This window comes from Silvimonas sp. (genome assembly GCF_031291215.1).
Classification (GTDB): Bacteria; Pseudomonadota; Gammaproteobacteria; order Burkholderiales; family Chitinibacteraceae; genus Silvimonas; species Silvimonas soli.
This window is the reverse complement of record NZ_JARLJK010000144.1, coordinates 135,471-156,796: the sequence shown is the minus strand read 5'-3', so window position 1 is coordinate 156,796 and position 21,326 is coordinate 135,471. Positions and strand designations below refer to the sequence as shown.

16 protein-coding genes are annotated in these 21,326 nt (G+C 57.2%); 8 read left to right on the top strand and 8 right to left on the bottom strand.

All coding sequences use genetic code 11. The annotated features are described in order from the left end of the window. Positions 1-73: 73 nt before the first annotated feature. Positions 74-1,297: a multifunctional CCA addition/repair protein gene (locus tag P4L78_RS19990; RefSeq protein WP_309330238.1), complete on the bottom strand. Its 1,224-nt coding sequence runs from the start codon at positions 1,295-1,297 to the stop codon at positions 74-76. 225 nt (positions 1,298-1,522) lie between these two features. On the opposite strand from P4L78_RS19990, the gene P4L78_RS19985 reads away from it, so the two are divergent. Continuing rightward, entirely contained in the window at positions 1,523-2,560 is a 1,038-nt protein-coding gene (locus tag P4L78_RS19985; RefSeq protein ID WP_283151264.1) for a zinc-dependent alcohol dehydrogenase family protein, read from the top strand. Between the two features lie 70 nt (positions 2,561-2,630). Here P4L78_RS19985 and ilvA read toward each other — a convergent pair whose 3' ends face one another. Then, positions 2,631-4,151 carry a threonine ammonia-lyase, biosynthetic gene (gene ilvA / locus P4L78_RS19980; RefSeq protein WP_309330236.1) on the bottom strand — a complete coding sequence of 507 codons (1,521 nt, stop codon included), beginning with the start codon at positions 4,149-4,151 and terminating at the stop codon, positions 2,631-2,633. Positions 4,152-4,658: 507 nt separating this feature from the next. Between ilvA and P4L78_RS19975 the strand changes: the two genes are divergently transcribed. The 4 genes from P4L78_RS19975 to metW all read left to right on the top strand — a co-directional run bounded on the left by P4L78_RS19975 (position 4,659) and on the right by metW (position 9,572). Continuing rightward, entirely contained in the window at positions 4,659-5,381 is a 723-nt protein-coding gene (locus P4L78_RS19975) for a 16S rRNA (uracil(1498)-N(3))-methyltransferase (RefSeq protein WP_309330234.1), read from the top strand. 576 nt (positions 5,382-5,957) lie between these two features. Next, positions 5,958-7,739, top strand: a complete 1,782-nt coding sequence (msbA, locus tag P4L78_RS19970; protein ID WP_309330231.1) for a lipid A export permease/ATP-binding protein MsbA — start codon at positions 5,958-5,960, stop codon at positions 7,737-7,739. Between the two features lie 91 nt (positions 7,740-7,830). Next, a complete protein-coding gene (locus P4L78_RS19965) occupies positions 7,831-8,970 on the top strand; it encodes a homoserine O-acetyltransferase (RefSeq protein ID WP_283151260.1) in 1,140 nt (379 codons plus the stop codon). Continuing rightward, on the top strand, positions 8,967-9,572 hold the full coding sequence (gene metW, locus P4L78_RS19960; RefSeq protein WP_283151259.1) for a methionine biosynthesis protein MetW: 606 nt from the start codon (positions 8,967-8,969) through the stop codon (positions 9,570-9,572). The genes P4L78_RS19965 and metW overlap by 4 nt, the downstream gene beginning before the upstream one ends. 102 nt (positions 9,573-9,674) lie before the next feature. Here metW and P4L78_RS19955 read toward each other — a convergent pair whose 3' ends face one another. Next, positions 9,675-10,610: a peptidylprolyl isomerase gene (locus tag P4L78_RS19955; protein ID WP_309330228.1), complete on the bottom strand. Its 936-nt coding sequence runs from the start codon at positions 10,608-10,610 to the stop codon at positions 9,675-9,677. Positions 10,611-10,923: 313 nt separating this feature from the next. Here P4L78_RS19955 and P4L78_RS19950 point away from each other — a divergent pair, with 313 nt between their 5' ends. Then, positions 10,924-11,919, top strand: a complete 996-nt coding sequence (locus P4L78_RS19950; RefSeq protein WP_309330226.1) for a Gfo/Idh/MocA family oxidoreductase — start codon at positions 10,924-10,926, stop codon at positions 11,917-11,919. On the opposite strand, the gene P4L78_RS19945 is transcribed toward P4L78_RS19950, so the two are convergent. The 5 genes from P4L78_RS19945 to P4L78_RS19925 all read right to left on the bottom strand — a co-directional run bounded on the left by P4L78_RS19945 (position 11,903) and on the right by P4L78_RS19925 (position 18,870). Beyond that, positions 11,903-12,700 (bottom strand): inositol monophosphatase family protein, encoded by a 798-nt coding sequence (locus P4L78_RS19945; protein ID WP_283151256.1) that lies wholly within the window; start codon positions 12,698-12,700, stop codon positions 11,903-11,905. The two genes, P4L78_RS19950 and P4L78_RS19945, sit on opposite strands and share 17 nt — an antisense overlap. A 250-nt stretch (positions 12,701-12,950) precedes the next feature. Further along, positions 12,951-15,338: a phosphoketolase family protein gene (locus P4L78_RS19940; RefSeq protein ID WP_309330223.1), complete on the bottom strand. Its 2,388-nt coding sequence runs from the start codon at positions 15,336-15,338 to the stop codon at positions 12,951-12,953. 380 nt (positions 15,339-15,718) lie between these two features. Continuing rightward, positions 15,719-17,119, bottom strand: a complete 1,401-nt coding sequence (locus P4L78_RS19935; protein ID WP_309330221.1) for a sodium:proton antiporter — start codon at positions 17,117-17,119, stop codon at positions 15,719-15,721. Between the two features lie 291 nt (positions 17,120-17,410). Continuing rightward, positions 17,411-17,830, bottom strand: coding sequence for a VOC family protein (locus tag P4L78_RS19930; protein WP_309330219.1), 420 nt, complete (start codon positions 17,828-17,830; stop codon positions 17,411-17,413). Positions 17,831-18,048: 218 nt separating this feature from the next. Further along, positions 18,049-18,870 carry an AraC family transcriptional regulator gene (locus P4L78_RS19925; RefSeq protein WP_283151252.1) on the bottom strand — a complete coding sequence of 274 codons (822 nt, stop codon included), beginning with the start codon at positions 18,868-18,870 and terminating at the stop codon, positions 18,049-18,051. A 248-nt stretch (positions 18,871-19,118) separates the two neighbouring features. On the opposite strand from P4L78_RS19925, the gene P4L78_RS19920 reads away from it, so the two are divergent. Together P4L78_RS19920 and P4L78_RS19915 are read left to right on the top strand one after the other, a co-directional pair. Then, complete coding sequence (locus P4L78_RS19920) at positions 19,119-20,369, top strand: sugar ABC transporter substrate-binding protein (RefSeq protein WP_309330217.1); 1,251 nt, start codon at positions 19,119-19,121, stop codon at positions 20,367-20,369. Positions 20,370-20,427: 58 nt separating this feature from the next. Next, a complete protein-coding gene (locus P4L78_RS19915; RefSeq protein ID WP_309330215.1) occupies positions 20,428-21,318 on the top strand; it encodes a sugar ABC transporter permease in 891 nt (296 codons plus the stop codon). Positions 21,319-21,326 lie beyond the last annotated feature (8 nt).

Here is a 21,326-nt window from a genome sequence, read left to right as displayed (position 1 = left end):
GCCCGGTGCGCGAAGGGCAGGCATTTTAAATCGAAGCGGCCGCTTTGCGATGTTTAATCTGCTACACGGCGCTTCAGACGTGTTTTAGTTCGGTCATTTTTTCAGCAATGGCCTGTTTGCGGGCCGCGGCGACCAGGTCGGGAATCTGCGCTTTATCGGGTGCGGACTGTGCAATGGCACCCGCATCCACGCCACGCGCCGCAGCCAGCAAATCCCGCAAATAAGCGGCTTGCGGATAGGCGCGACTCTCAAAACCCAAGCGCCCACGGGCGTCGGCTTCGCAGGCATCCAGCATCTGGCCAAAGCGATCCGGCTTGCGCAGCCCATCGCAGCGCTGCAACAAGGCCAGCACGGTTTCGGCGCGTAATTCCAGCGCCCGATGCACATTGGTGTGATCACGGCAGACCATGATTGCCAGATCGCGACAATCTGATGGCGCCCGAATGCGCTCGCAGAATTTCTCCACCAGCGGCACACCCTTGGCTTCATGCGCGATATGCGAGGGCAGAATGTGCTCTGGCGTAATCGCCTTGCCCAGATCATGGCACAGCGCAGCAAAGCGCACGGTCAGCGGGTGCTTTTGCTGCGCGGCGTAGTCGACCACCATCATCACATGCACGCCGGTATCGACTTCCGGGTGGTGATCGGCCCGTTGTGGCACGCCAAACAAGGCGTCGATCTCTGGCATAACGCGCGCCAGTGCGCCGCATTCACGCAGGATATTGAACATGCGCGAGGGTTTGTCTTCCATCAGCCCCTTCGCGACTTCCTGCCACACACGCTCGGGCACCAGATGATCTGCTTCACCATTGGCCACCATCTGGCGCATCAAGTCCATGGTTTCGGGCGCGACATCAAAATCAAAACGCGCGGCAAAACGCGCCAGCCGCAAAATACGCACCGGGTCTTCGATGAACGCAGCGGATACGTGTCGCAGCAAGCGCGCCTGCAGGTCTGCCTGGCCGTTGAACGGGTCGGTAATCTGGCCAGATTCATCCTCGGCCATGGCGTTGATGGTCAGATCACGGCGCAGCAGGTCTTCTTCCAGTGTCACATCGGGCGCGGCGTAGACGGCAAAACCGGTATAGCCGTGGCCGGATTTGCGCTCGGTGCGGGCTAGCGCGTATTCCTCGTAGGTTTTCGGGTGCAGAAACACCGGGAAATCCTTGCCGACCGGTTTGTAACCGGCAGCCAGCATTTCATCCGGCGTGGCGCCCACGACGACCCAATCCACATCTTTCACTGGCAAACCCAACAAGCGGTCGCGCACTGCGCCGCCGACACGATAAACCTTCATGGTTGCCTTCTTCGCTCGACCCACAACGCAAAATTAGCTTGAACAAAAACGCAAAGCCACCGGCAATGCGACTTGTGATTGTAGCGCGGGTAGCAGATTCCGGCGGGCAGACCGCTCATCCCATTTATTTACAAGGATATTGATCTGGCTGCGGTCGCATTCGCTGGCCCTTTGTCCAAAGCGCATATGGTGGATTTACCGATTGCATTAGCAAAGGAGATTTTCATGAAAGCACTTATCTACGGCGGCCCTGGCAAAATCACGCTGGAAGAACGCGCTCGCCCGGAGCTCAAGGCTAACGATGATGCCATCGTGCGCATCACCAAAACCACTATCTGTGGCACCGATTTACATATCATCAAGGGCGACGTGCCCACCTGCACGCCGGGGCGCATTCTGGGGCACGAAGGTGTGGGCGTGGTCGACGAAGTAGGCGCCGGCGTTACGGCGTTCAAGCCGGGTGATCGGGTGCTGATCTCCTGCATTACCTCTTGCGGCAAATGCGATTTCTGCAAAAAGGGCATGTACTCGCATTGCACTACTGGTGGCTGGATTCTGGGGAATGAAATCGACGGCACCCAAGCTGAGTTTGTGCGCATTCCACATGCCGATACCAGCTTGTATCCGCTCCCGGCGGGCGTGGAAGAAGAAGCGCTGGTGATGCTCAGCGACATTCTCCCGACCGGTTTCGAGTGCGGTGTACTCAACGGCAAGGTGGAGCCCGGTTCGACCGTAGCCATTGTCGGTGCCGGGCCGGTCGGTTTGGCGGCGCTGCTCACGGCACAGTTCTATTCACCCGCGCGCATCATCATGGTTGATCTGGACGATAACCGCCTGCAGGTGGCCAAGGGCTTTGGCGCGACCGATACCGTCAACAGCGGCAGTACAGACGCAGTAGCGGTCATCATGGCGCTGACTGACGGCAAAGGTGTGGATACAGCGATTGAAGCCGTGGGCGTACCGCCGACGTTTGCCTTGTGTGAAAGCATCATCGCTCCCGGCGGCAATATCGCGGTGCTGGGCGTGCATGGGGTGAAAGTCGATTTGCATCTAGAAAAGCTGTGGAGTCACAACATCACCCTGCGCACCCGGCTGGTGGATACAGTAACCACGCCGATGCTGCTCAAGACGGTGGTTGCCGGCAAGATCGACCCCAAGCGCTTGATTACGCACCACTTCAAACTCACGGATATGCTGGCGGCCTACGAGACCTTTGGTAAAGCGGCTGATAACCGGGCATTGAAGGTTATTATCGAAGCCTGATCTGCGGCATGGCGCATAAAAAAAGCGAGGACATTTGCCCTCGCTTTTTTGTTTTACCGTTGCGGTGCACTCAACCCAGGAACAACTGATACGCCGCGTTATCCGTTTCAATCCAATGTGGATAACCCAGTTTTTCCAGGAAGCTGGCAAATGCGGCGTCGTCTTCTGCCGGCACCTGAATACCTACCAGCGTGCGGCCATAATCGGCGCCATGATTGCGGTAGTGGAACAACGAAATATTCCACGACCCAACCATGCTGTTCAAAAAGTTGAGCAGCGCGCCCGGCCGCTCTGGAAACTCGAAGCGCAACACGCGTTCGTTATCCACTTGCGGTGCATGGCCACCTACCAAATGGCGCACGTGCAGCTTGGCCAGTTCGTTATCGGTGAGATCAACCGCCGCCAGTTTTTCTGCCGCCAGCTTCTCGATCAACTCCGTGACTTCCGCCCGGTTCTGGATTTGCAGTCCGACAAACACGTGCGCCTGGTCTTTGTCGCTGTAGCGATAGTTGAACTCCGTGATATTGCGCGAGCCGATGGCACTGCACAGCGCGCGGAACGCACCTGGGCGCTCGGGCAGCGTGACCGCAATTACCGCTTCGCGCTCTTCGCCTAGCTCTGCTTGTTCGGCCACGTAACGCAAACGGTCGAAGTTCATGTTCGCGCCGGAGGTGATCGCTACAAAGGTCTGCTCGGTCACTTTCTCGCGCGCTACCCAGGCTTTCATCCCGGCAATCGCCAACGCGCCAGACGGCTCCAGGATCGAGCGGGTTTCTTCGAACATGTCTTTGATCGCCGCGCACATGGCATCGGTATCGACCAGGATCACTTCATCCACCAGATCGCGACACAGGCGGAACGTTTCTTCGCCCACCTGTTTCACCGCCACGCCATCAGCAAAAATGCCCACTTGTGGCAGCACCACGCGCTCGCCCAGTTTGAGCGAGAGGTACATGGCGTTGGCATCAGTCGGCTCTACACCGATGATTTTCACGTTCGGGCGCAGACGTTTCACATACGCAGCCACGCCCGCAATCAGGCCGCCACCACCAATCGGGATAAAGATGGCATCCAGTTTGCCGGAATGTTGGCGCAGGATTTCCATGCCGATCGTACCTTGCCCGGCAATGACGTCGGGATGGTCGTATGGGTGGATGAAAGTGGCGCCGGTTTCTTCGGCCAGATTCACCGCGCTCTGATAACAGTCGCTGAACGAATCGCCGACCAACACGGCTTCTGCGCCGCGACGGGTGACTGAATCGACCTTGATGTTGGGCGTGGTGGTCGGCATGAAAATGGTGGCGCGGCATTTGAGCAATTGCGCTGAGTGCGCCACGCCTTGAGCATGGTTACCGGCCGATGCCGTCACCACGCCGCGTTCCAGTTCGGCAGGCGTCAGTTGGGCCATGCGGTTGTAGGCACCACGAATCTTGAACGAAAACACCGGCTGCATATCCTCGCGTTTAATCAACACGTGGTTCCCAATACGGCGCGAAATGTTCGGCGCAATATCCAGCGGGGTCTCAATGGCGGCTTCGTACACGCGCGCGGTGAGGATTCGTTCCAGATAATCGTTCGTGGTGTCTGACATATGTAGTGCCCAACTAATTAAGAGTGGGTAGGGCCTTGCATTGTAGCCATAAGCGCATGCATCAGTCATGGCGCAATCAGCGTGGATTTTGCGCAGTACAGTGGGGAAATCCGCGATGGGGTGTTGGCGAGGGTAATTGGGCGAAGGTAAGGCCGGGTCACCGTGCTGATTTCACAACCACTTTCGTCATCCCCGACCTGGGCGGTCCCTTTGACGGGAATCCAGTGGCAATGCCAACCGGGCACCCGCAGCTTGCGTTGTCCCCCACCCATTTCGGATCTGGTTCTCGTAGCCGGCCAAGCAAGCACAGTCATCCGTTTCCAGTTTCGTAGCCCGGATGAAGCCGCAGACTGGAATGCGGGGACCACCCTGTGCCAACGGACCACGCGCCGCCCCTGCTCCAGCCAATATTGCCCCCGGATTCTCGCTAACGCTTCATCCGGGCTACATGGCCACTTGGGACTCTGCCAGAATACGCACTTCACCGCTTCGCTCCGGATTTGCGCCATGCCCCGCTTTTTTGTAGATCACCCGCTTGCTGTCGATACCGCTTTCAACCTGCCTGAAGGCCCCGCCCGGCATGTGCAGGTGGTGCGCATGCAACCGGGAGAGACGATCACCTTGTTCAATGGTCAGGGCGGCGAGTACGAAGCGCGCATTACCTTGATGGGCAAGCGCGATGTAGCGGTGATCGTGACCGGTTTTAGCGCCGCTGAACGCGAGTCGCCGTTGCATACCTTGCTGATCCAGGCGGTGTCGGCAGCCGAGCGCATGGATTACACCATCCAAAAGGCCACCGAGCTGGGCGTGACTGAAATCCGCCCGATTCACGGCACGCACAGTCAGCAACGCTTGAGCGGCGAGCGGGCGGCCAAGCGGCTGGCGCACTGGCAGGCGGTGGCGCAAGCTGCCTGCGAACAAAGCGGGCGCACGCGGGTGCCGGTGATTCATGGCGTGGCAACACTGGAAGATGTGCTGGGTGATTTGCCGGCTGGAACGACGCGGTTGCTGCTGGCTCCTGAGGCCAGCGCACGCTTGGCCGCCCTGGCCAAACCGGCGGTGGGCGTTGCGATTCTGGTGGGGCCGGAAGGGGGCTTGAGCGAGGCGGAAGAAGCCGCGGCGCGGGAGGCTGGGTTTACTGGCGTCGTGTTGGGGCCGCGAATTTTGCGGACTGAGACGGCGGGGCCGGCGGTGCTGGCGGTGTTGCAGGTGATGTTTGGGGATTGTTGAGGGGGCTGTTTATCAGCAGGGACGGTGTGACTTATACGCACGTGTTTTGATTCAGATTCATCATTTACAGCTTGAGTGCCTGCGGCACGTTTGTGAAAAGCGTTTGATGCCCGGTGGTGACCGGGAGCACGACACCTTTCTTTGCGTCGCCAAAGAAAGGTGTCCCAAAGAAAGGCGACCCGACAGCGCAAGCGCAAACGGGGCCCAAGGTCAAAAGCCGCAACGAACCGTCTGTTTGCGAGAGGTCTTTGCGCGCATCCTGCGTTCCCTCGGTCGGCCGGAGTCTTGGTCTCCGGCTCTCGGTCGGCGTGGTGAATAGCAGCGGGTTGCCAGTTGAAAAGCAAACCAGGTACCTCTGGCACCACAATTACTTCGTCATTCCCGCGAAGGCGGGAATCCAGCGTGACGGCGATTACTAAGCAGCGGTAACAACAAACAGACCCACCCGGCCAATAGACGAAGTGCTTTTCCTCCAAGGTCACTACCGGGCATTCCCGTATACCCAATACAAGCAAAACACTCGTAAGTACCCAGGCCGTTTATAATCAGCGTTTTGCGCCGAGCGAAGTCGCCCGAATGAGCAACAGCAACACCAGTCGTAACCTCTATTTCCGCATCCTGCGCCAGATCAAGCCGTACTGGGGCATGGTGATCATTTCCATGGTGGGCTTGGCGGTGTCTGCCGGGGTGGATGCCACGCTTACCCGCATGCTGCAGCCGTTGGTAGACCACAATTTGCGAGCCGATTCACTGGCGCGGCGCGATGCGTGGATTCTGCCTGCCATCATTCTGGGTCTGGCCGTGCTGCGGCTGGTGTCCAATTTCTCCAGTGATTACTCCAGCGCCTGGTTGTCTTCCCGCGTCATGCACGACTTGCGCGAGCGCATGTTCAATCGCTTCATGCAATTGCCGGTGAAATATTTCGATCAGTCGTCCGTCGGCGTATTGGTGTCGCGCGTGACCTATGACGTGAACCAGATCATGGACGCTGGCGTGCAGGTGCTCACGGTGCTGGTGCGTGATTCCATGCTGGCGATCTTTTTGCTGGGCGTAATGGTTTCCACCGACTGGCAACTGACATTGCTGTGCCTGATTCTGCTGCCAGGTGTGGCGCTGAGTATCCGCTTTGTCGGCAAGCGCCAGCGCAAATTGTCGCGCGCTACGCAGTCATCAATGGGCGAGATGACCAGCATTCTGGATGAATCCCTTTCCGGCCAACGCATCGTCAAGATTTTCGGCGGCTTTAAATATGAAACCGCCCGCTTCTTCAATGTGAATAACCGTGTGCGCTCGCTGGCGGTGAAACGTGCGGCCACGTCTAGCACCAACTCGGGCCTGATCATGTTGCTGATCGGGATCACGTTGGCGGTCATCATTTATTACGCCAGTTTGCGGGCGCAGTCCGGCGTGCTGACGGCGGGTTCGTTCGTGTCGTTCATGGTGGCGATGATGGCGTTGCAACAGCCGATCAAGAACATCACCAAGATCAACGAAAGCCTGCATCGCGGGCTGGCGGCGGCGGAGTCGGTGTTTGCGGTGCTGGATGAAGAAATCGAGAACGATACCGGCACGCATGCTATTGAGCGTGCTCGTGGCGAGTTGCAGATCGACAAGCTGTTGTTCCACTACGGCGACGATACCCGCCCCGCGCTGGATCACATTTCGTTGAATGTGGCGCCAGGCGAGTCGGTGGCGCTGGTCGGCAGCTCCGGCAGCGGCAAGACGACGCTGGCCAATCTGTTGCCGCGTTTTTACGACCCGGTTGACGGCGCAATCCGCCTGGATGGCGTGTCGTTGGCCGATTACAAACTGCTCGACTTGCGCCGTCAGTTTGCCATGGTGAGCCAGGACGTCGTGCTGTTTAACGATACGGTCGCGGCCAATATTGCCTACGGCGATGCGCAACCCTCGCGTGAGCGCATCCATGCGGCGGCTGAAGCGGCATTTGCGCTGGACTTCGTCGAAGCGATGCCCAATGGTTTTGACACCATGCTCGGCGAGAATGGTGTGCGTCTGAGCGGTGGCCAACGCCAGCGCCTGGCGATTGCCCGCGCCATTTACAAAGATGCGCCGATCCTGATTCTGGACGAAGCTACCAGCGCGCTGGATACCGAATCAGAACGCAAAGTGCAGGCCGCGCTGGAAAACCTCATGCGCAATCGCACCACGATTGTCATCGCGCACCGCTTGTCCACCATTGAAAACGTGGATCGCATTGTGGTGATGCAACAAGGCCGCATTATTGAAACTGGTCGCCACGCCGATCTGATCGGCAAAGGCGGCCCGTATGCGCATATGCATGCGGTGCAATTCGCCAGCGAAGAAAGCGTGCCACAGGCCAACCCAGAACAGCTGTAACGAGCGAATGACGAACGGTTTTAACGTCGGGTGCCGTGCCAAGCACCCGATGCGCCAGTCAGAACAAGAATATTGCCAACAGGACCGACCCATGACCAACCCGTCAAGCGTAGGGATTGTGACTGCCCAGAAGGCGGTTTTCGATCAGCCCATCGCTTTGTCCAGCGGTGTGACCTTGCCGCGCTATGAGCTGATGTACGAAACCTACGGCACGCTCAATGCCAATCGCTCCAACGCCATCCTGATCTGCCACGCGCTGTCGGGGCATCACCATGTGGCCGGCCGTTACGAAGAAACCGACAAGGCGCCGGGCTGGTGGGACAACATGATCGGGCCGGGCAAGCCGATCGATACCAATCGCTTTTTTGTGATTGGCGTAAACAACCTGGGCGGCTGTCATGGCTCGACCGGGCCGTCGTCGATTGATCCGGAAACCGGCACGCCGTTCGGTTCGCGTTTTCCGCTGGTACTGGTGCGCGATTGGGTGGAAACCCAGGCGCGGCTGGCCGATCAGTTGGGTATTCATCAGTTTGCGGCGATCATCGGCGGCAGCTTGGGTGGCATGCAGGCGCTGCGCTGGACCATCACCTATCCGCAACGCGTGCGTCATGCGCTGGTGATTGCTTCGGCACCTAAACTGACCGCGCAGAATATCGCCTTCAACGATGTCGCCCGCCAGGCTATCCTCACCGACCCGGATTTTCATGGCGGCGACTTCTACGCCCACAACACCGTACCACGGCGCGGTCTGCGGCTGGCGCGCATGTTGGGGCATATCACGTATCTGTCTGATGATGGCATGGGCGAGAAATTTGGCCGCTTGTTACGCAGCGGTGAATATCGCTACAGCTACGAGGTGGAGTTCGAGATCGAATCGTACCTGCGTTATCAGGGCGACAAATTCTCGGATTACTTTGACGCGAATACCTATCTACTGATGACCAAAGCGCTGGATTATTTCGATCCGGCGCGTCATTACGGCGGCGATCTGGCCGTGGCGATGAAAGAAGCCATTGCCAAATTCCTGGTTATTTCGTTCACCACCGACTGGCGGTTTGCGCCGGAGCGCTCACGCGAGATCGTCAAAGCGTTGTTGGATGCCCGCAAACACGTGAGTTACGCCGAGATTGAATCTGCCCACGGTCACGATGCTTTCCTGATGGAGGATGAGCCGTATCACAAGATCATGCGGGCGTATCTGAACCGCGTGGCAGAGGAGGTCGGCGCATGAATGCACCAATGAACACGCAAAGCCTGCGCCCCGATTTGCGCAATGTGGCCGAATGGATCAAGCCCGATTCCACCGTGCTGGATCTGGGTTGCGGCGATGGTTCGCTGCTGTCCTGGCTGGCGGCCAACAAACGCGTGCAGGGTTATGGCGTGGAAATTGACGTCGATAGCGTCACCGCGTGCATTGAAAAGCACGTGGATGTGATCCAGACCGATCTGGAAAGCGGCCTTGGCACGTTTGAAGACAATACCTTCGATTTTGTGGTGCTGTCGCTGACCATTCAGGCCATGCACAACATTGAAAACATCCTGGCTGAAATGCTGCGGGTGGGCAAAACCGGCATCGTCACCTTTCCCAACTTTGGCTTCTGGGAAAACCGCTGGCAACTGGCGCTGGGCCGCATGCCGGTGTCGGAAACCATTCCCTACGAGTGGTACAACACGCCCAATATCCACTTGTGCACGATCTATGACTTTGGGTTGCTACTGAACAAGCTGGGTATGCAAAGCACGGGTCAGATCGTGATGCATCAGGGTGCCACGGTGCATTTCTTGCCCAATCTGCGCGGTAGTCTGGCGCTGGTGCGGTTCGATAAAGTCTGAACTCACTCAGACTTGGAATAGCTATGAAAAAGGCCGCAGAGATGCGGCCTTTTTGCGTAACGAACCGGCGTTGGGATCAACTTCGGTCGTTATCTGCCAGGTTCAATCATCGTCTATGTCGCTGTTACCACAGCCGCAACCGGATTCGTCTTTCAGGCCCAGTTCGGGCCATTTGACCTCAACCAGTGGCGCGCCGGATTTCGGAGCAACTTTGATGGCGGCGTTCTTTCTCCAGCTATCGAACGGGTCATTGAAGTGGCGTTGGCTGCGAGCTTCCAGCGTCTCCTTCAAATCATCGTGCATTTCGGCCAGTGACGGCAGTTGTTCCGGATAAACCCGGCGCAATCTCAACACTTCCCAGCCCGATACCGTTTTCAGCACGCCAGTGTTTTCACCCGTTTTGAGTGCGAGCACGGCTTTAGCAACGCCTGCGTCATATTCCTGCATTTGCGGCAGGGTGACTTCAACGGAGTCCCGTATGTCACGAGAAGACTCAGGCTGTAACGGGTTGGGTCTTTCGGAAAAGGCGCGTTTGTTGGTTTGCAGCGAGGCCAGAAAATGGTCTGCCGCAGCTTTGTTGCTGAATAGGACGCGTTGCAGTTCGAATTGACGATTCTTGCTGTTTTCCTCGACTTTCTGTTTGTAGAGATCCGCGATTTGCTGCTCCGTGACCGCTTGCGGTACCGGCTGGGCCAGTGCAGCAGCGTACCAATAGCCATTTTGCCCGGCCAGCCGCATGAAGGTGGCAAATTCCGGTAGTTTTTCCAGCGAACGATCTTTAGTGAGTTGTTCAAAATGCTGGCGGTCGAGCACATTGTGGATTGCGGTTTTGAGCAAGCGGCTACGGGCGCATTCGCGCTCTTGCGATGAGATGTCGGCCCCTGTTCCGCAAGTACCTAATCCGAGCTCGGCCTTTTTGAAGGCCTCCAGATCAGATTCGTTGATGATTTCACCATTCACGCTGGCCGCCGGGGCCGCCAGTAGGTGACCACTCATCAGTGCAGCGAGCAGCGCGAGTGCAGGCTTGAAGTTACGCATGACATTTGTTCTTTGTGATTCAAGGGAACAGGCATAGTGCAGCGCATTGCTTTGATCTTCGCGGTAACAAGTCTGAAAATATTGTGGAAAAATCTGAAAAGCTAATGGGTAATGTTTTGACGCAACCACAGGACTTAAGGCGCGGAGATGTATCCGTGTTGAGTCACCACTTATGATGGTCAGAGGCGGATAAGGCGCATACCCACTCTGGTCCGGTTGTTCAGTGCAGTATCATTCCGGACAAATACGTTGCGTTTGCTTGCTGGCAGAATCGCCGTCTCATATTTACTTCGTCTTTTGGCCTGGAACTACCATGACTACTTCGCAGGAAATCCGCTTTGGCATTATCGGCAGCGGCGGCATTGCGCGTCGCTTTGCTCAAGGGCTGGCCCATGTTGATGGCGCCAAATTGACGCAGGTGTGGAATCGCTCAGCGCAAAAAGCGCAGGATTTTGTCGGCGATTTTGGCGGCCACGTGGCTGAGTCGGTTGAAAGCTTGCTCGCTAGCGACATTGACGCCGTTTATATCGCCACGCCGCACACCCGCCATGCGCAATACAGCATTGCCGCGCTGGCTGCCGGTAAAGCCGTGCTGTGCGAGAAGCCGGCGGCGGTCAGCCTCGGTGAGCTGGAAGCCGTGCTGGCGCAGGCTGCGGTGAGCGGCAAGCTGTTTATGGAGGCGATGAAGCCGCCGTTCTACCCGCTGTATCGCAAGCTGCGTGAGACGTTGCTGGCAGACCCGATCGGGCCGGTGCAATTTGTCCGCACCGGGTTTTCCATTCCCGACGTCGAACCTGACAGCCGCTTGTATCAACCCGATCTGGCTGGTGGTGGTTTGCTGGATGTCGGCGTGTACGGCGTGTTCTTGTCGGTAGACTGGCTGGGTGCGGCGAAAGACGTACAGGTGCAAGGCCGCGTTGCCGCTGGTGTGGATACCTTCGCTGCCATCAACAGCCAGCATCACGGTGGCTGGTCACAGGTTTATTGCGGCTTGGGATTGTCTGGCGCGGGCGATGCCATGTTGGCGGCGGCCAATGGTCATGTGGTGATCCACGAAAAATGGTGGCACCCGGAGCGCGCCACCATTTGCTACACCGATGGCCGCAAGGTGGAACTGCATGAACCGGCTGAAGGTGGTGGCTTGAATTACGAGACTGCGCATTTCTGCGAGTTGCTGCGCACGGGCAAACTGCAAAGTCCGGTGCTGTCGCATGAAACCTCACGCTCGATGATCCGCTTGCTGGACCACGCCCGCGAAGGTCTGGGCGTGGTTTATCCGTTCGAGCGCGGTGTTATCGGTTCAATCTGACCCAGTCACGCCAGGGGCCGAATAAAGCGGGTGTGCGGGCGGCAATGGCCGAGCGCTGCATTACGCGGTCGGCCCAGTAGTCATCCAGATTGAGCGTGGCGAGCTGGCAACCGGCTTCTTCGGCAATCAGCGCCCCGGCCGCGTAATCCCACAGTTTTTGTGAGCCGTGCAGCATGATATCTACGCGTCCGGCAGCCAGGTAACACCAGTCAATGGTCGATGCGCCAAAATTGCGCAGGCTGTTGAACGGTGCCACCGAGACCACACGCGTGGGCAGGCGGCCGGTGAGATGCTTGGTTTCGACAATGGCGACGCCGTCTCCGGTTTTGATATCGGGTGCGATTAGTGGCAGCGGTTCGCCATTGCACCATGCGCCGTGGCCCGCTGCGGCGTAATAGCATTCATTCAGTACCGGCAGGTACACCACACCTAGCGCCGATCGGCCTTGGCGCATCAGGGCAATGGAAATGGCAAAGTACGGCAGGCCGTGGACAAAGTTGGTGGTGCCGTCGATAGGATCAACAATCCACAAGCCGTCCGGGTTTTGTTCCAGCAGCGCCAATTGTTCGGCGGTGGTCATCTCTTCGCCCAGCACCGGGCAGTCGACAATCTTTGGCAATCCGTCGACCAATGCGGCCTGGCTGGCCAGATCAGCCTCGGTAAATGTGCTGCCATCCTGTTTGCGCCCGCTGGCCACTTTCAGAAAACGTGGCATGACCTCTCGCGCGGCGACTTCCCGGGCGAGATCACAAATTTGGGCCAGCAGTTCCAGGTCAGACACGGGGTGCTCCAGCTAGGTTGCTTCGAGGTGATTGTATGCGAGCAAGCGCAAATGGTCTTTCGGAATTTGCCGCGCCGCAATAATGGTTTTCCATGGGAGTAGCGTTGGACAACGGGGCCTGCCCCATTTCAACGTGGCCGCGCCAGCCAGTCGCAGACCATGAGGATGACTGGATGGATATAACCGTTCCATAAAAAACGGCCCGCATTTGCGGGCCGTTCTGTTCAACAACCGCTTGCTATCTGATGGCTTAGTAAGGCCACTTCCAGTCACGTACTTCCGGCATGTCGTCGCCGTACTCGTTGATGTAGTGCTTGTGTTCAACGAGCTTGTCTTCGAACTTCTGCCGAACGTGCGCACCCTTCACTGCCAGAGCTGGAACGCGGTCGATCACATCAATCGCCAGCGAGTAACGGTCAACCTGGTTCATCACCACCATATCGAACGGTGTGGAGGTGGTGCCGTTTTCCACATAGCCACGTACGTGCAGATTGTCGTGACCGTTGCGGCGATAGCAGATGCGGTGAATCAGCCAAGGGTAGCCATGGAAAGCAAACACAATGGGTTTGTCGGTGGTGAAGACCGAATCAAACTCATGATCGTCCAGACCGTGCGGATGCTCGACCTTGGGTTGCAGCGTCATCAAGTCGACCACGTTCACAAAGCGGATTTTCAGGTCCGGGAAGTGCTGGCGCAGCAAGTCCGTTGCGGCTAGAGCTTCCATCGTCGGCACGTCACCGGCGCAAGCCACCACGACGTCGGGCTCGGTGCCTTGATCGTTGGATGCCCAGTCCCAAATGCCCACGCCCTTGGTGCAATGCTTGATGGCCTGATCCATGGTCAGGTATTGCAGCGCTGGCTGCTTACCCGCAACCACCACGTTCACATAATGACGTGAGCGCAGGCAGTGGTCGGTTACCGACAACAAGGTGTTGGCATCAGCAGGCAGATATACGCGGATGACTTCGGACTTCTTGTTGACTACGTGGTCAAGGAAGCCTGGGTCCTGGTGTGAGAAGCCGTTGTGATCCTGACGCCAGACGTGGCTGGTCAGCAGGTAGTTCAGCGACGGAATCTGTTTGCGCCAATGGATGTCACGTGTGGTTTTGAGCCACTTGGCGTGCTGGTTGAACATGGAGTCGATCACGTGAATGAACGCTTCATAGCAACTAAAGAAGCCGTGACGACCAGTCAATAGATAGCCTTCGAGCCAGCCTTGGCAGGTGTGCTCAGACAGGATTTCCATCACGCGGCCATCTTGTGCCAGATAGTCGTTGTTGGCGTCTTCTGGCTTGTGCTCGGCCATCCAGTCTTTGCCGGTCACGTCATACACGTCTTGCCAGCGGTTGGATGCCGTTTCGTCCGGGCCAAAGATACGGAAGTTCTTGGCGTCCAGATTTTCTTTCATCACGTCGCGCAGGAACTTGCCCATAACGCGCGTGGCTTCGGCGTTGACGGTGCCCGGCTTTTTGACTTCAACCGCATATTTGCGGAAGTCCGGCATTTTCAGGTCTTGCGAAACCAGACCATGCACATGTTTGTTGGCACCCATGCGCAGGTCGCCCTTCGGCGCCAGTTCACGCAGTTCTGGCTTGAGGGCGCCGTCATCGGTGAACAGTTCTTTTGGTTTGTAGCTCTTGAGCCAGTCTTCCAGATTCTTGACGTGCTCTGGCGTCATGTCGGAGAACGGCACCTGGTGGCTGCGCCAGTAATCCTCAACCTTCTTGCCGTCGATTTCCACCGGGCCAGTCCAGCCTTTAGGGCTGCGCAGAACGATCATCGGCCATTGCGGACGAGTCAGTTCTTTACCGGCTTTTTGTTCTTTCAGGGCTTTCTCGCGGATCGCCTTGAATTCGTCCAGCACGGTGTCCATGGTGGCGGCAAAACGCTGGTGCATGTCGGTGTAGTCATGGACATCTTTACCCACTTCAACAAAGTGCGGCTTGTAGCCATAACCTTCGAACAGTTTTTGCAGTTCTTCTTTGGGGATACGGGCCAGCAAGGTCGGATTGGCGATCTTGTAACCGTTCAGATGCAGAATTGGCAGCACCAGGCCGTCATTGATCGGGTGCAGATACTTGTTGGAGTGCCAGCTGGTGGCCAGCGGGCCGGTTTCTGCTTCGCCGTCGCCGACAACGCAGGCGACCAGCAGATCCGGGTTATCAAACGCAGCGCCAAAAGCGTGGGAAACCGAATAACCCAGCTCACCACCTTCGTGCATCGAGCCCGGTGTTTCCGGTGCCACGTGCGAAGGAATGCCGCCAGGGAAAGAGAACTGCTTGAACAGACGCTGGATACCATCAGTGGTCTGGCCGATGCTCGGATAGATCTCACCGTAAGTGCCTTCCAGCCAGGTGTTGGCAACCAGACCAGGGCCACCGTGGCCAGGGCCGGCAATATAAGCCACCGACAAATTGCGTTCTTTGATCACTCGATTCAAATGCACGTACACAAAGTTCAGACCCGGCGTGGTCCCCCAGTGACCCAGCAGGCGCGGCTTGACGTGTTCGCGCTTGAGAGGCTTTTTCAGAAGGGGATTGTCGAGCAGGTAGATCTGACCAACTGAGAGATAGTTGGCGGCACGCCAGTACGCGTGCATCTTGTCGATGAGGTCCTTAGGGAGAGCTTTTTGAGCCACGGTTCACCTCGTTTCCTGGTTGTGATTGCAAAAACTTTTTTGACAGTGATGACCTTTGCCCTGCTGACAAGACAAAGGTGCCGGGTTGAAGTCAGTCTATGCCGTTTACATAAGAGTCATCTGATGCAGATCAACACGAAGAGTTGCGTTTCTGCTTGCTGTGACAAAATTACCGAGTAACCACCGAGAAATCTCTAACCGAAGATGAAGAAAGACAGCTCATGGTCTTTACCAGTTCCATCGCGGCAAAAAGAAAGCACTGTGCAAATTATCATGGCATATATTTAAAAATATGCACGGTAGGACGGCGTGATTTCAGCTGGCTGACCAAATAAAAAAAGACCGCAGCAGCGGTCCTTTTTGACAGGCGAAAATCGTCATCAGAAATGAAAGAAAATCAGTGTCACCAGCAGGTATAGCGGCATCAGAATGGCACCGGACCAGAGCATGTAACCGAAGAACCCCGGCATCTTGACCTTGCCTTGCTCGGCAATCGCCTTGACCATGAAATTGGGCGCGTTACCAATATAGGTGTTGGCGCCCATGAACACGGCACCCATGGAAATCGCAAGTAGCGTGGATGCCATTGGCCCCATCATGTGCGCCGCATCGCCGTGGGCCAGGTTGAAAAACACCAGGTAGGTCGGGGCGTTATCCAGAAAGCTCGACAGCAGGCCGGTCATCCAGAAATACATGCCATCAATGGGCTCGCCGTTGCTGTTGCTGACCACCTTGACCAGCGCCGCCAGATGTCCCGCTTCACCCGCGCGCAGGATGGCAATGGCGGGCGCGATGGTAATGAAGATCGCCAGAAACAATTTGGCGACTTCCAGAATCGGAAACCAGTTGAACTCGTTGCCAGCGCGGATTTGCTTGGGCGTTAACCACAACGAGATCAGCGCAAAGACCAGCAGCAAGACATCGCGCACCACGCTTTGCAGATCAACCGGCGTGCCATACACGTCAAACTGCACGCCGCTATTCCACACGCCGGACATCAACACTGCGGCAACCACGCCGCCAATCAATGCCATGTTCCACAAGCCGTAGAGCTTGATCGGTTGCGGCTTTTCGGTGGCCACGGGTGCGGGATCACGCTGCCAGAAGCGCCGGTCCAGCACGTAGAACACAGCCAGCAACACAGCCGAGCAGAACAACACGGACGGGAACATGTGTTTCACCGTCCACATGAAGCTCACGCCCTGCAAGAAACCGAGGAACAGCGGTGGATCGCCCAGCGGGGTCAAGCCGCCACCGATATTGGCTACCAGAAAAATAAAGAACACCACCACATGTACGTTGTGCTGACGGTGTGCGTTGGCTTTGAGGATGGGCCGGATCAACAGCATGGCCGCACCGGTGGTGCCCATGATCGAGGCCAGCGCCGTGCCCAAAGCCAGCAGACCGGTGTTCAGACCGGCCGAACCGCGCAGCGTGCCCCAAACCAGAATGCCGCCGGAAATCGTGTAGAGCGCAAACAGCAGCAAGATGAACGGGATGTACTCGCCTACCAGCGCATGCACCACGCTATGCAGCGCCGCATCCGGACCGAAAGCCATGGCAAATGGCACGAGAAAAACCGCAATCCAGAAGGCGGCGATCTTGCCAAAGTGGTCATGCCAGAAATGCGGAGCCAGCAACGGAAAAACAGCAATGGACAACAGCATGCCGGCAAACGGAATCGTCCACGCCAATGACAAATTGGCGCCGTCGGGGCTAGCGGCAAAGGCGGCGGCAGGGAGCAAAAAGGTAAGTAAAGCGGCAAAGCGGTGGATAGTCATGAGCGGGATGGCTGTCCTGAAGAGATGGTAAGTGTCACCGAACAGACGGTGGCATGAGCGTTTTTTTAAGTGTCCGGTGACCCGGCAGCACGCGGTGCGGCGAACGGGTAAACAAAGGCGAGCACAATATTGATTTAGACGGTATTGCCTAGATAGCTACATGGTTATAGCCAGGCGGCCATGCAGTGCAGCATGTTTCGGGTTTTCCCCGCTTAATGCCAGCGGCCAAGCCGGTTTTGTCCTGCCCTGCATAGGACAAGGACAAAACGGACCAGGCCAAAACTGTGCCTGTTACCAGGTGCCCACGTTAGCGCGGGAAGCCCATGGTTCTGCAGCGGGTAGTGCAGCGCCGGCTTGCAGCAGTTCGATAGAAATACCATCTGGCGAACGTACGAAAGCCATGTGGCCATCACGCGGAGGGCGCAAAACTGTTGCGCCGTGTGCTTCCAGCCGGGCACAAGCGGCGTAGATGTCTTCGACCTCATAGGCCAGATGCCCAAAATTGCGCCCGCCGGTGTAAACCTCCGGGTCCCAATTAAACGTGAGTTCGACTTGCGCGTCGGTATCGCCAGGCGCTGCCAGGTAGATCAAGGTAAAGCGGCCGCGCTCGCTTTCTTTGCGCGAGACTTCTTCCAGACCTAGCGCGTCGCGATAAAAACGCATGGATTCTTCCACGTCGGTGACGCGAACCATCGTGTGTAGGTACTTCATTTTTTTCTCCTTGTTCATTGCTCAGGCTGCGGGGCAAACTCAGTCGACCCTTATCCGGGCAACCAGCCAGCTCGCCATTATCGGTTGATTGGATGACACACCCGAATTTTTCTTGAGCGTATGCCAGCGCCAGGCCGGTCAGACAAGCCATGGCGAGATGTGTTCCGTACAGCTTGTCATGCGTACCGGCACGTTACTTCACGGCAACCGTAGTGGTCTTAGCCATGGTTGATATGCGTACGGGTATGCAAAGAGCGAAACGCACCCGGCGTCATGCCCTGGTTGCGTTTGAATATCCGCCGGAAATACACGGTGTCGGCAAATCCGCACTGGCGCGCAATCTCGTCGATGCCGCTGCGGGTTTCGGCCAGCAACGCGGCGGCGTGACGTGTGCGGCGTTCGTTAATGGCATCGGTCAGCGTCTTGCCATATTCGGCGCGAAATACCCGGCCCAGATAATCGGGATTGCAACGCAGTTCGGCAGCAATACTGGATGACGAAATCGCGTCCTGAAACTTGGTTTGTATAACCACGTCGGCTTTGCCCGCCAGCACCGATGCCGCGCCTTCTTCGGTTCGGGCGGACTGACTGGAGCGCGCCAGCTCGCACAATATCAGCATCATCAGTAGGCTCAACGTGGCCGAACGCGCGCCGAATAACTCCTGGTCGTCCAGCAGGCGCCGGAATAAAGCGGTGACATGATCCGGCCGCGCCACGGCGGCGTGCTGGCGCGCTTGTAACTGGCCTTCTTGCGACATGACCGCGAGCGCATCGTGGGTAAAGTGTGCCCAGTAGAACTTGAGATCACGCGAGCTGGGTCGCGTGCCTCGATGATGACGGCCTGGCCACAGTAACAGCGCTTCACCGGCGCGAACCTCGAAGTCGTTTCCTTCCTCGCTCAGATACAGCACGCCCTCTTTGACGAAAACCAGCTCATAAGAATTGAGGATGCGTTCCGGGTGCGTCCACGTCGCGCAGGTGGAGACGAACAAGCCGCCATTCTGCGCATGTAGTGGCAAAGAGGGATCAAACCGCAGCATGCGATGTGTCCTTATAAGTGTCTGAATTATCCATATCTGGCTATCCAGCCTAAACAGTTCCGACTAAGCGTACCGGTATCGATGTCGGAATAGTCCTGTTTTGTGTGGTTTGATTGCTTGTCGCCGCATTGGCGGTCTGTAGTATTGCGGCCAGCACTACATAACGTCCAGTACACAGGTGCAGGTCCATTCAATGTGCTGGCAATGCCGATGGCCAATCTGCCATCCCCTGATCACGGAGCCAAAAAATGAATACCTCTGGAAGGGCAACTCTGCTTTTGGGCGCGAGCCTGATATTTGCTGCGTCGGCCTGCGCCGTTGCAGATGATGCAAACAACGCGACGTTCTGGGTCCGCATGCAGGATTCGTCAGTCGCCACGCCTCTGGTCAAGGCCTGGAACGCCAGCCACAAAGACCAGATCAGCCTCACCATCGTTCCCAACGATGATTTCATGACCAAGTTTGGCACTGCCGCCGCCTCAGGCAACGTGCCGGATATCCTGGCGGTGGATTTGATCTACGTGCCGCAACTGGCCAAAGCCGGGCAACTGACCGATATCACTGACAAAGCCAAAGCACTGCCATTTGCCGGAACGCTGTCCAAAGCGCATATGCGGCTGGCCAATTCCGGCGGGCGTCAATATGCCCTGCCATTCAGCGCGGAAGGCTCCTTGCTGGTTTACAACAAGGGGCTTTTCAAGAAGGCCGGGCTGGACCCCAACAATCCGCCCAAAGACTGGGCCGGGATTGAAGCAGACGCCAAAAAAATCACCGCTTTGGGTGGCGGCGTAAAAGGGTTCTATTTCTCGGGTGCTTGTGGCGGCTGCCAGATTTTCACCTTCACGCCGTACATCTGGGCATCGGGCGGCGACATTTTGAGTGCCGATGGCAAAACACCGACGCTGGACAAACCCGAAGTCAAAAACGCGCTTAATTTTTACCATCGCATGTGGAGTACCGGGCAAATCTCGGCTGGCTCTAAAACAGATGCGGGCCAGAACTTTATCAACACCTTCCTCACCGGCAAGGTCGGCATGGTGGGCACCGGTGCCTTTGCCATTGGCCTGCTCAAACGTGAACATCCGGAAATCGACTTTGGTGTGACGCCATTCCCCGGTGAAAAAGGCGGCACCGCCAGCTTTGCCGGTGGCGATTCGATTGGTATCCCCAAGGGCTCGAAACACCCTGGCACTGCATTTGAGTTCATTAGCTGGTGTCTGACCGAGCCAGTGCAGGTGGAATACTTCGCCAAAAACGGCAGCATTCCGGTGCGTTCTGACCTGGGCAAAGCCTACGTCAACGGCGACCCGCGTTTGCAAGTGGCGTTCGATGCGTTTAGTCAGGGTCAGGCTCCCTATAGCGACAAGTTCAATCAGCTGATCAACGACAACAACGGCCCGTGGGCGACGATGGTGCAGGAAGCCGTGTATGGCGGTGATGTGGATGGCGCCATCAAGAAAGCACAAACGCGCTTTGCCGAAATTCTGGCTGGCAAGTAACTGCTCCTAACGCCGCACTGCGCTGCCACGCGGAGCGGCTTTCCCTCGGGGGATTGCCATGGCTGCTCAAGCCAGTATGACCACGCGCAATGCATGGGCCGGTTATTTGTTCGTGGCGCCGTGCCTGTTGATGATCGCCACCTACTTTTTCATTCCGCTGGGCATGACCTTGTGGATGTCGCTGCATGACTGGCCGTTGTTTGGCGCACGCAGTTTCAATGGCCTGGATAACTACGTGCAATTGGCGCACGACGAATCGTTCTGGCAGAGCCTGCTGTTCACCACCAAATACACGCTGCTGGTGACGCCCGCGTTGTTTTTCGCTGCCTTCATTCTGGCGCTGGTGGTGCAACGCCCGGGGCGCTGGTCAGGATTGTTTCGCACTGCGTACTTTCTGCCGGTGGTGATTGGCATGAGTGCAGCCAGCCTGTTGTGGGTGTGGCTGTACAACGATCAGGTGGGCGTTTTCAGCGCCATTCTGATGAAAGCGGGGCTGCTGGATGAGCCACTGGAATGGTTCGATACCGCCAACGGTGCGCTGTTTTCCATCGTCGCCATGGTTACCTGGAAGATGACCGGCTTCACCATGGTGCTGCTGCTGGTCGGCATGCAGGCCATCCCGGAAGACCTCTACGAAGCCGCGCGCATTGATGGCGCCAATCGCTGGAATCAGTTGCGCTACATCACGCTGCCGTTAATGCGGCAGACCTTTGCGCTGGCGCTGACGGTGTCGGTGATTGGCTCCTATCTGGCGTTCGACCAGTTCTACATCATGACCCATGGCGGGCCACAGAACAGCACCATCTCGGTGGTGTACTGGATCTACCGCGCCGCGTTTACCTATTCCAAAGTGGGCTATGCCTCGGCCATGTCGGTGGTGTTGCTGCTGATCCTGATCGTAATGAGTTTTGTGCAGCTGTATTTGCTGCGCAGTGACGACAACGCCTGAGAGACCGA

What these genes read in the sequence shown, in the direction of transcription:
- P4L78_RS19990 (WP_309330238.1), bottom strand. Translation starts at nt 1,297, where the DNA reads ATGAAGGTTTATCGTGTCGGCGGCGCAGTGCGCGACCGCTTGTTGGGT.
- P4L78_RS19930 (WP_309330219.1), bottom strand. Translation starts at nt 17,830, where the DNA reads ATGAAGTACCTACACACGATGGTTCGCGTCACCGACGTGGAAGAATCC.
- P4L78_RS19935 (WP_309330221.1), bottom strand. Translation starts at nt 17,119, where the DNA reads ATGACTATCCACCGCTTTGCCGCTTTACTTACCTTTTTGCTCCCTGCC.
- P4L78_RS19975 (WP_309330234.1), top strand. Translation starts at nt 4,659, where the DNA reads ATGCCCCGCTTTTTTGTAGATCACCCGCTTGCTGTCGATACCGCTTTC.
- P4L78_RS19955 (WP_309330228.1), bottom strand. Translation starts at nt 10,610, where the DNA reads ATGCGTAACTTCAAGCCTGCACTCGCGCTGCTCGCTGCACTGATGAGT.
- metW (WP_283151259.1), top strand. Translation starts at nt 8,967, where the DNA reads ATGAATGCACCAATGAACACGCAAAGCCTGCGCCCCGATTTGCGCAAT.
- P4L78_RS19965 (WP_283151260.1), top strand. Translation starts at nt 7,831, where the DNA reads ATGACCAACCCGTCAAGCGTAGGGATTGTGACTGCCCAGAAGGCGGTT.
- msbA (WP_309330231.1), top strand. Translation starts at nt 5,958, where the DNA reads ATGAGCAACAGCAACACCAGTCGTAACCTCTATTTCCGCATCCTGCGC.
- P4L78_RS19915 (WP_309330215.1), top strand. Translation starts at nt 20,428, where the DNA reads ATGGCTGCTCAAGCCAGTATGACCACGCGCAATGCATGGGCCGGTTAT.
- ilvA (WP_309330236.1), bottom strand. Translation starts at nt 4,151, where the DNA reads ATGTCAGACACCACGAACGATTATCTGGAACGAATCCTCACCGCGCGC.
- P4L78_RS19925 (WP_283151252.1), bottom strand. Translation starts at nt 18,870, where the DNA reads ATGCTGCGGTTTGATCCCTCTTTGCCACTACATGCGCAGAATGGCGGC.
- P4L78_RS19950 (WP_309330226.1), top strand. Translation starts at nt 10,924, where the DNA reads ATGACTACTTCGCAGGAAATCCGCTTTGGCATTATCGGCAGCGGCGGC.
- P4L78_RS19920 (WP_309330217.1), top strand. Translation starts at nt 19,119, where the DNA reads ATGAATACCTCTGGAAGGGCAACTCTGCTTTTGGGCGCGAGCCTGATA.
- P4L78_RS19985 (WP_283151264.1), top strand. Translation starts at nt 1,523, where the DNA reads ATGAAAGCACTTATCTACGGCGGCCCTGGCAAAATCACGCTGGAAGAA.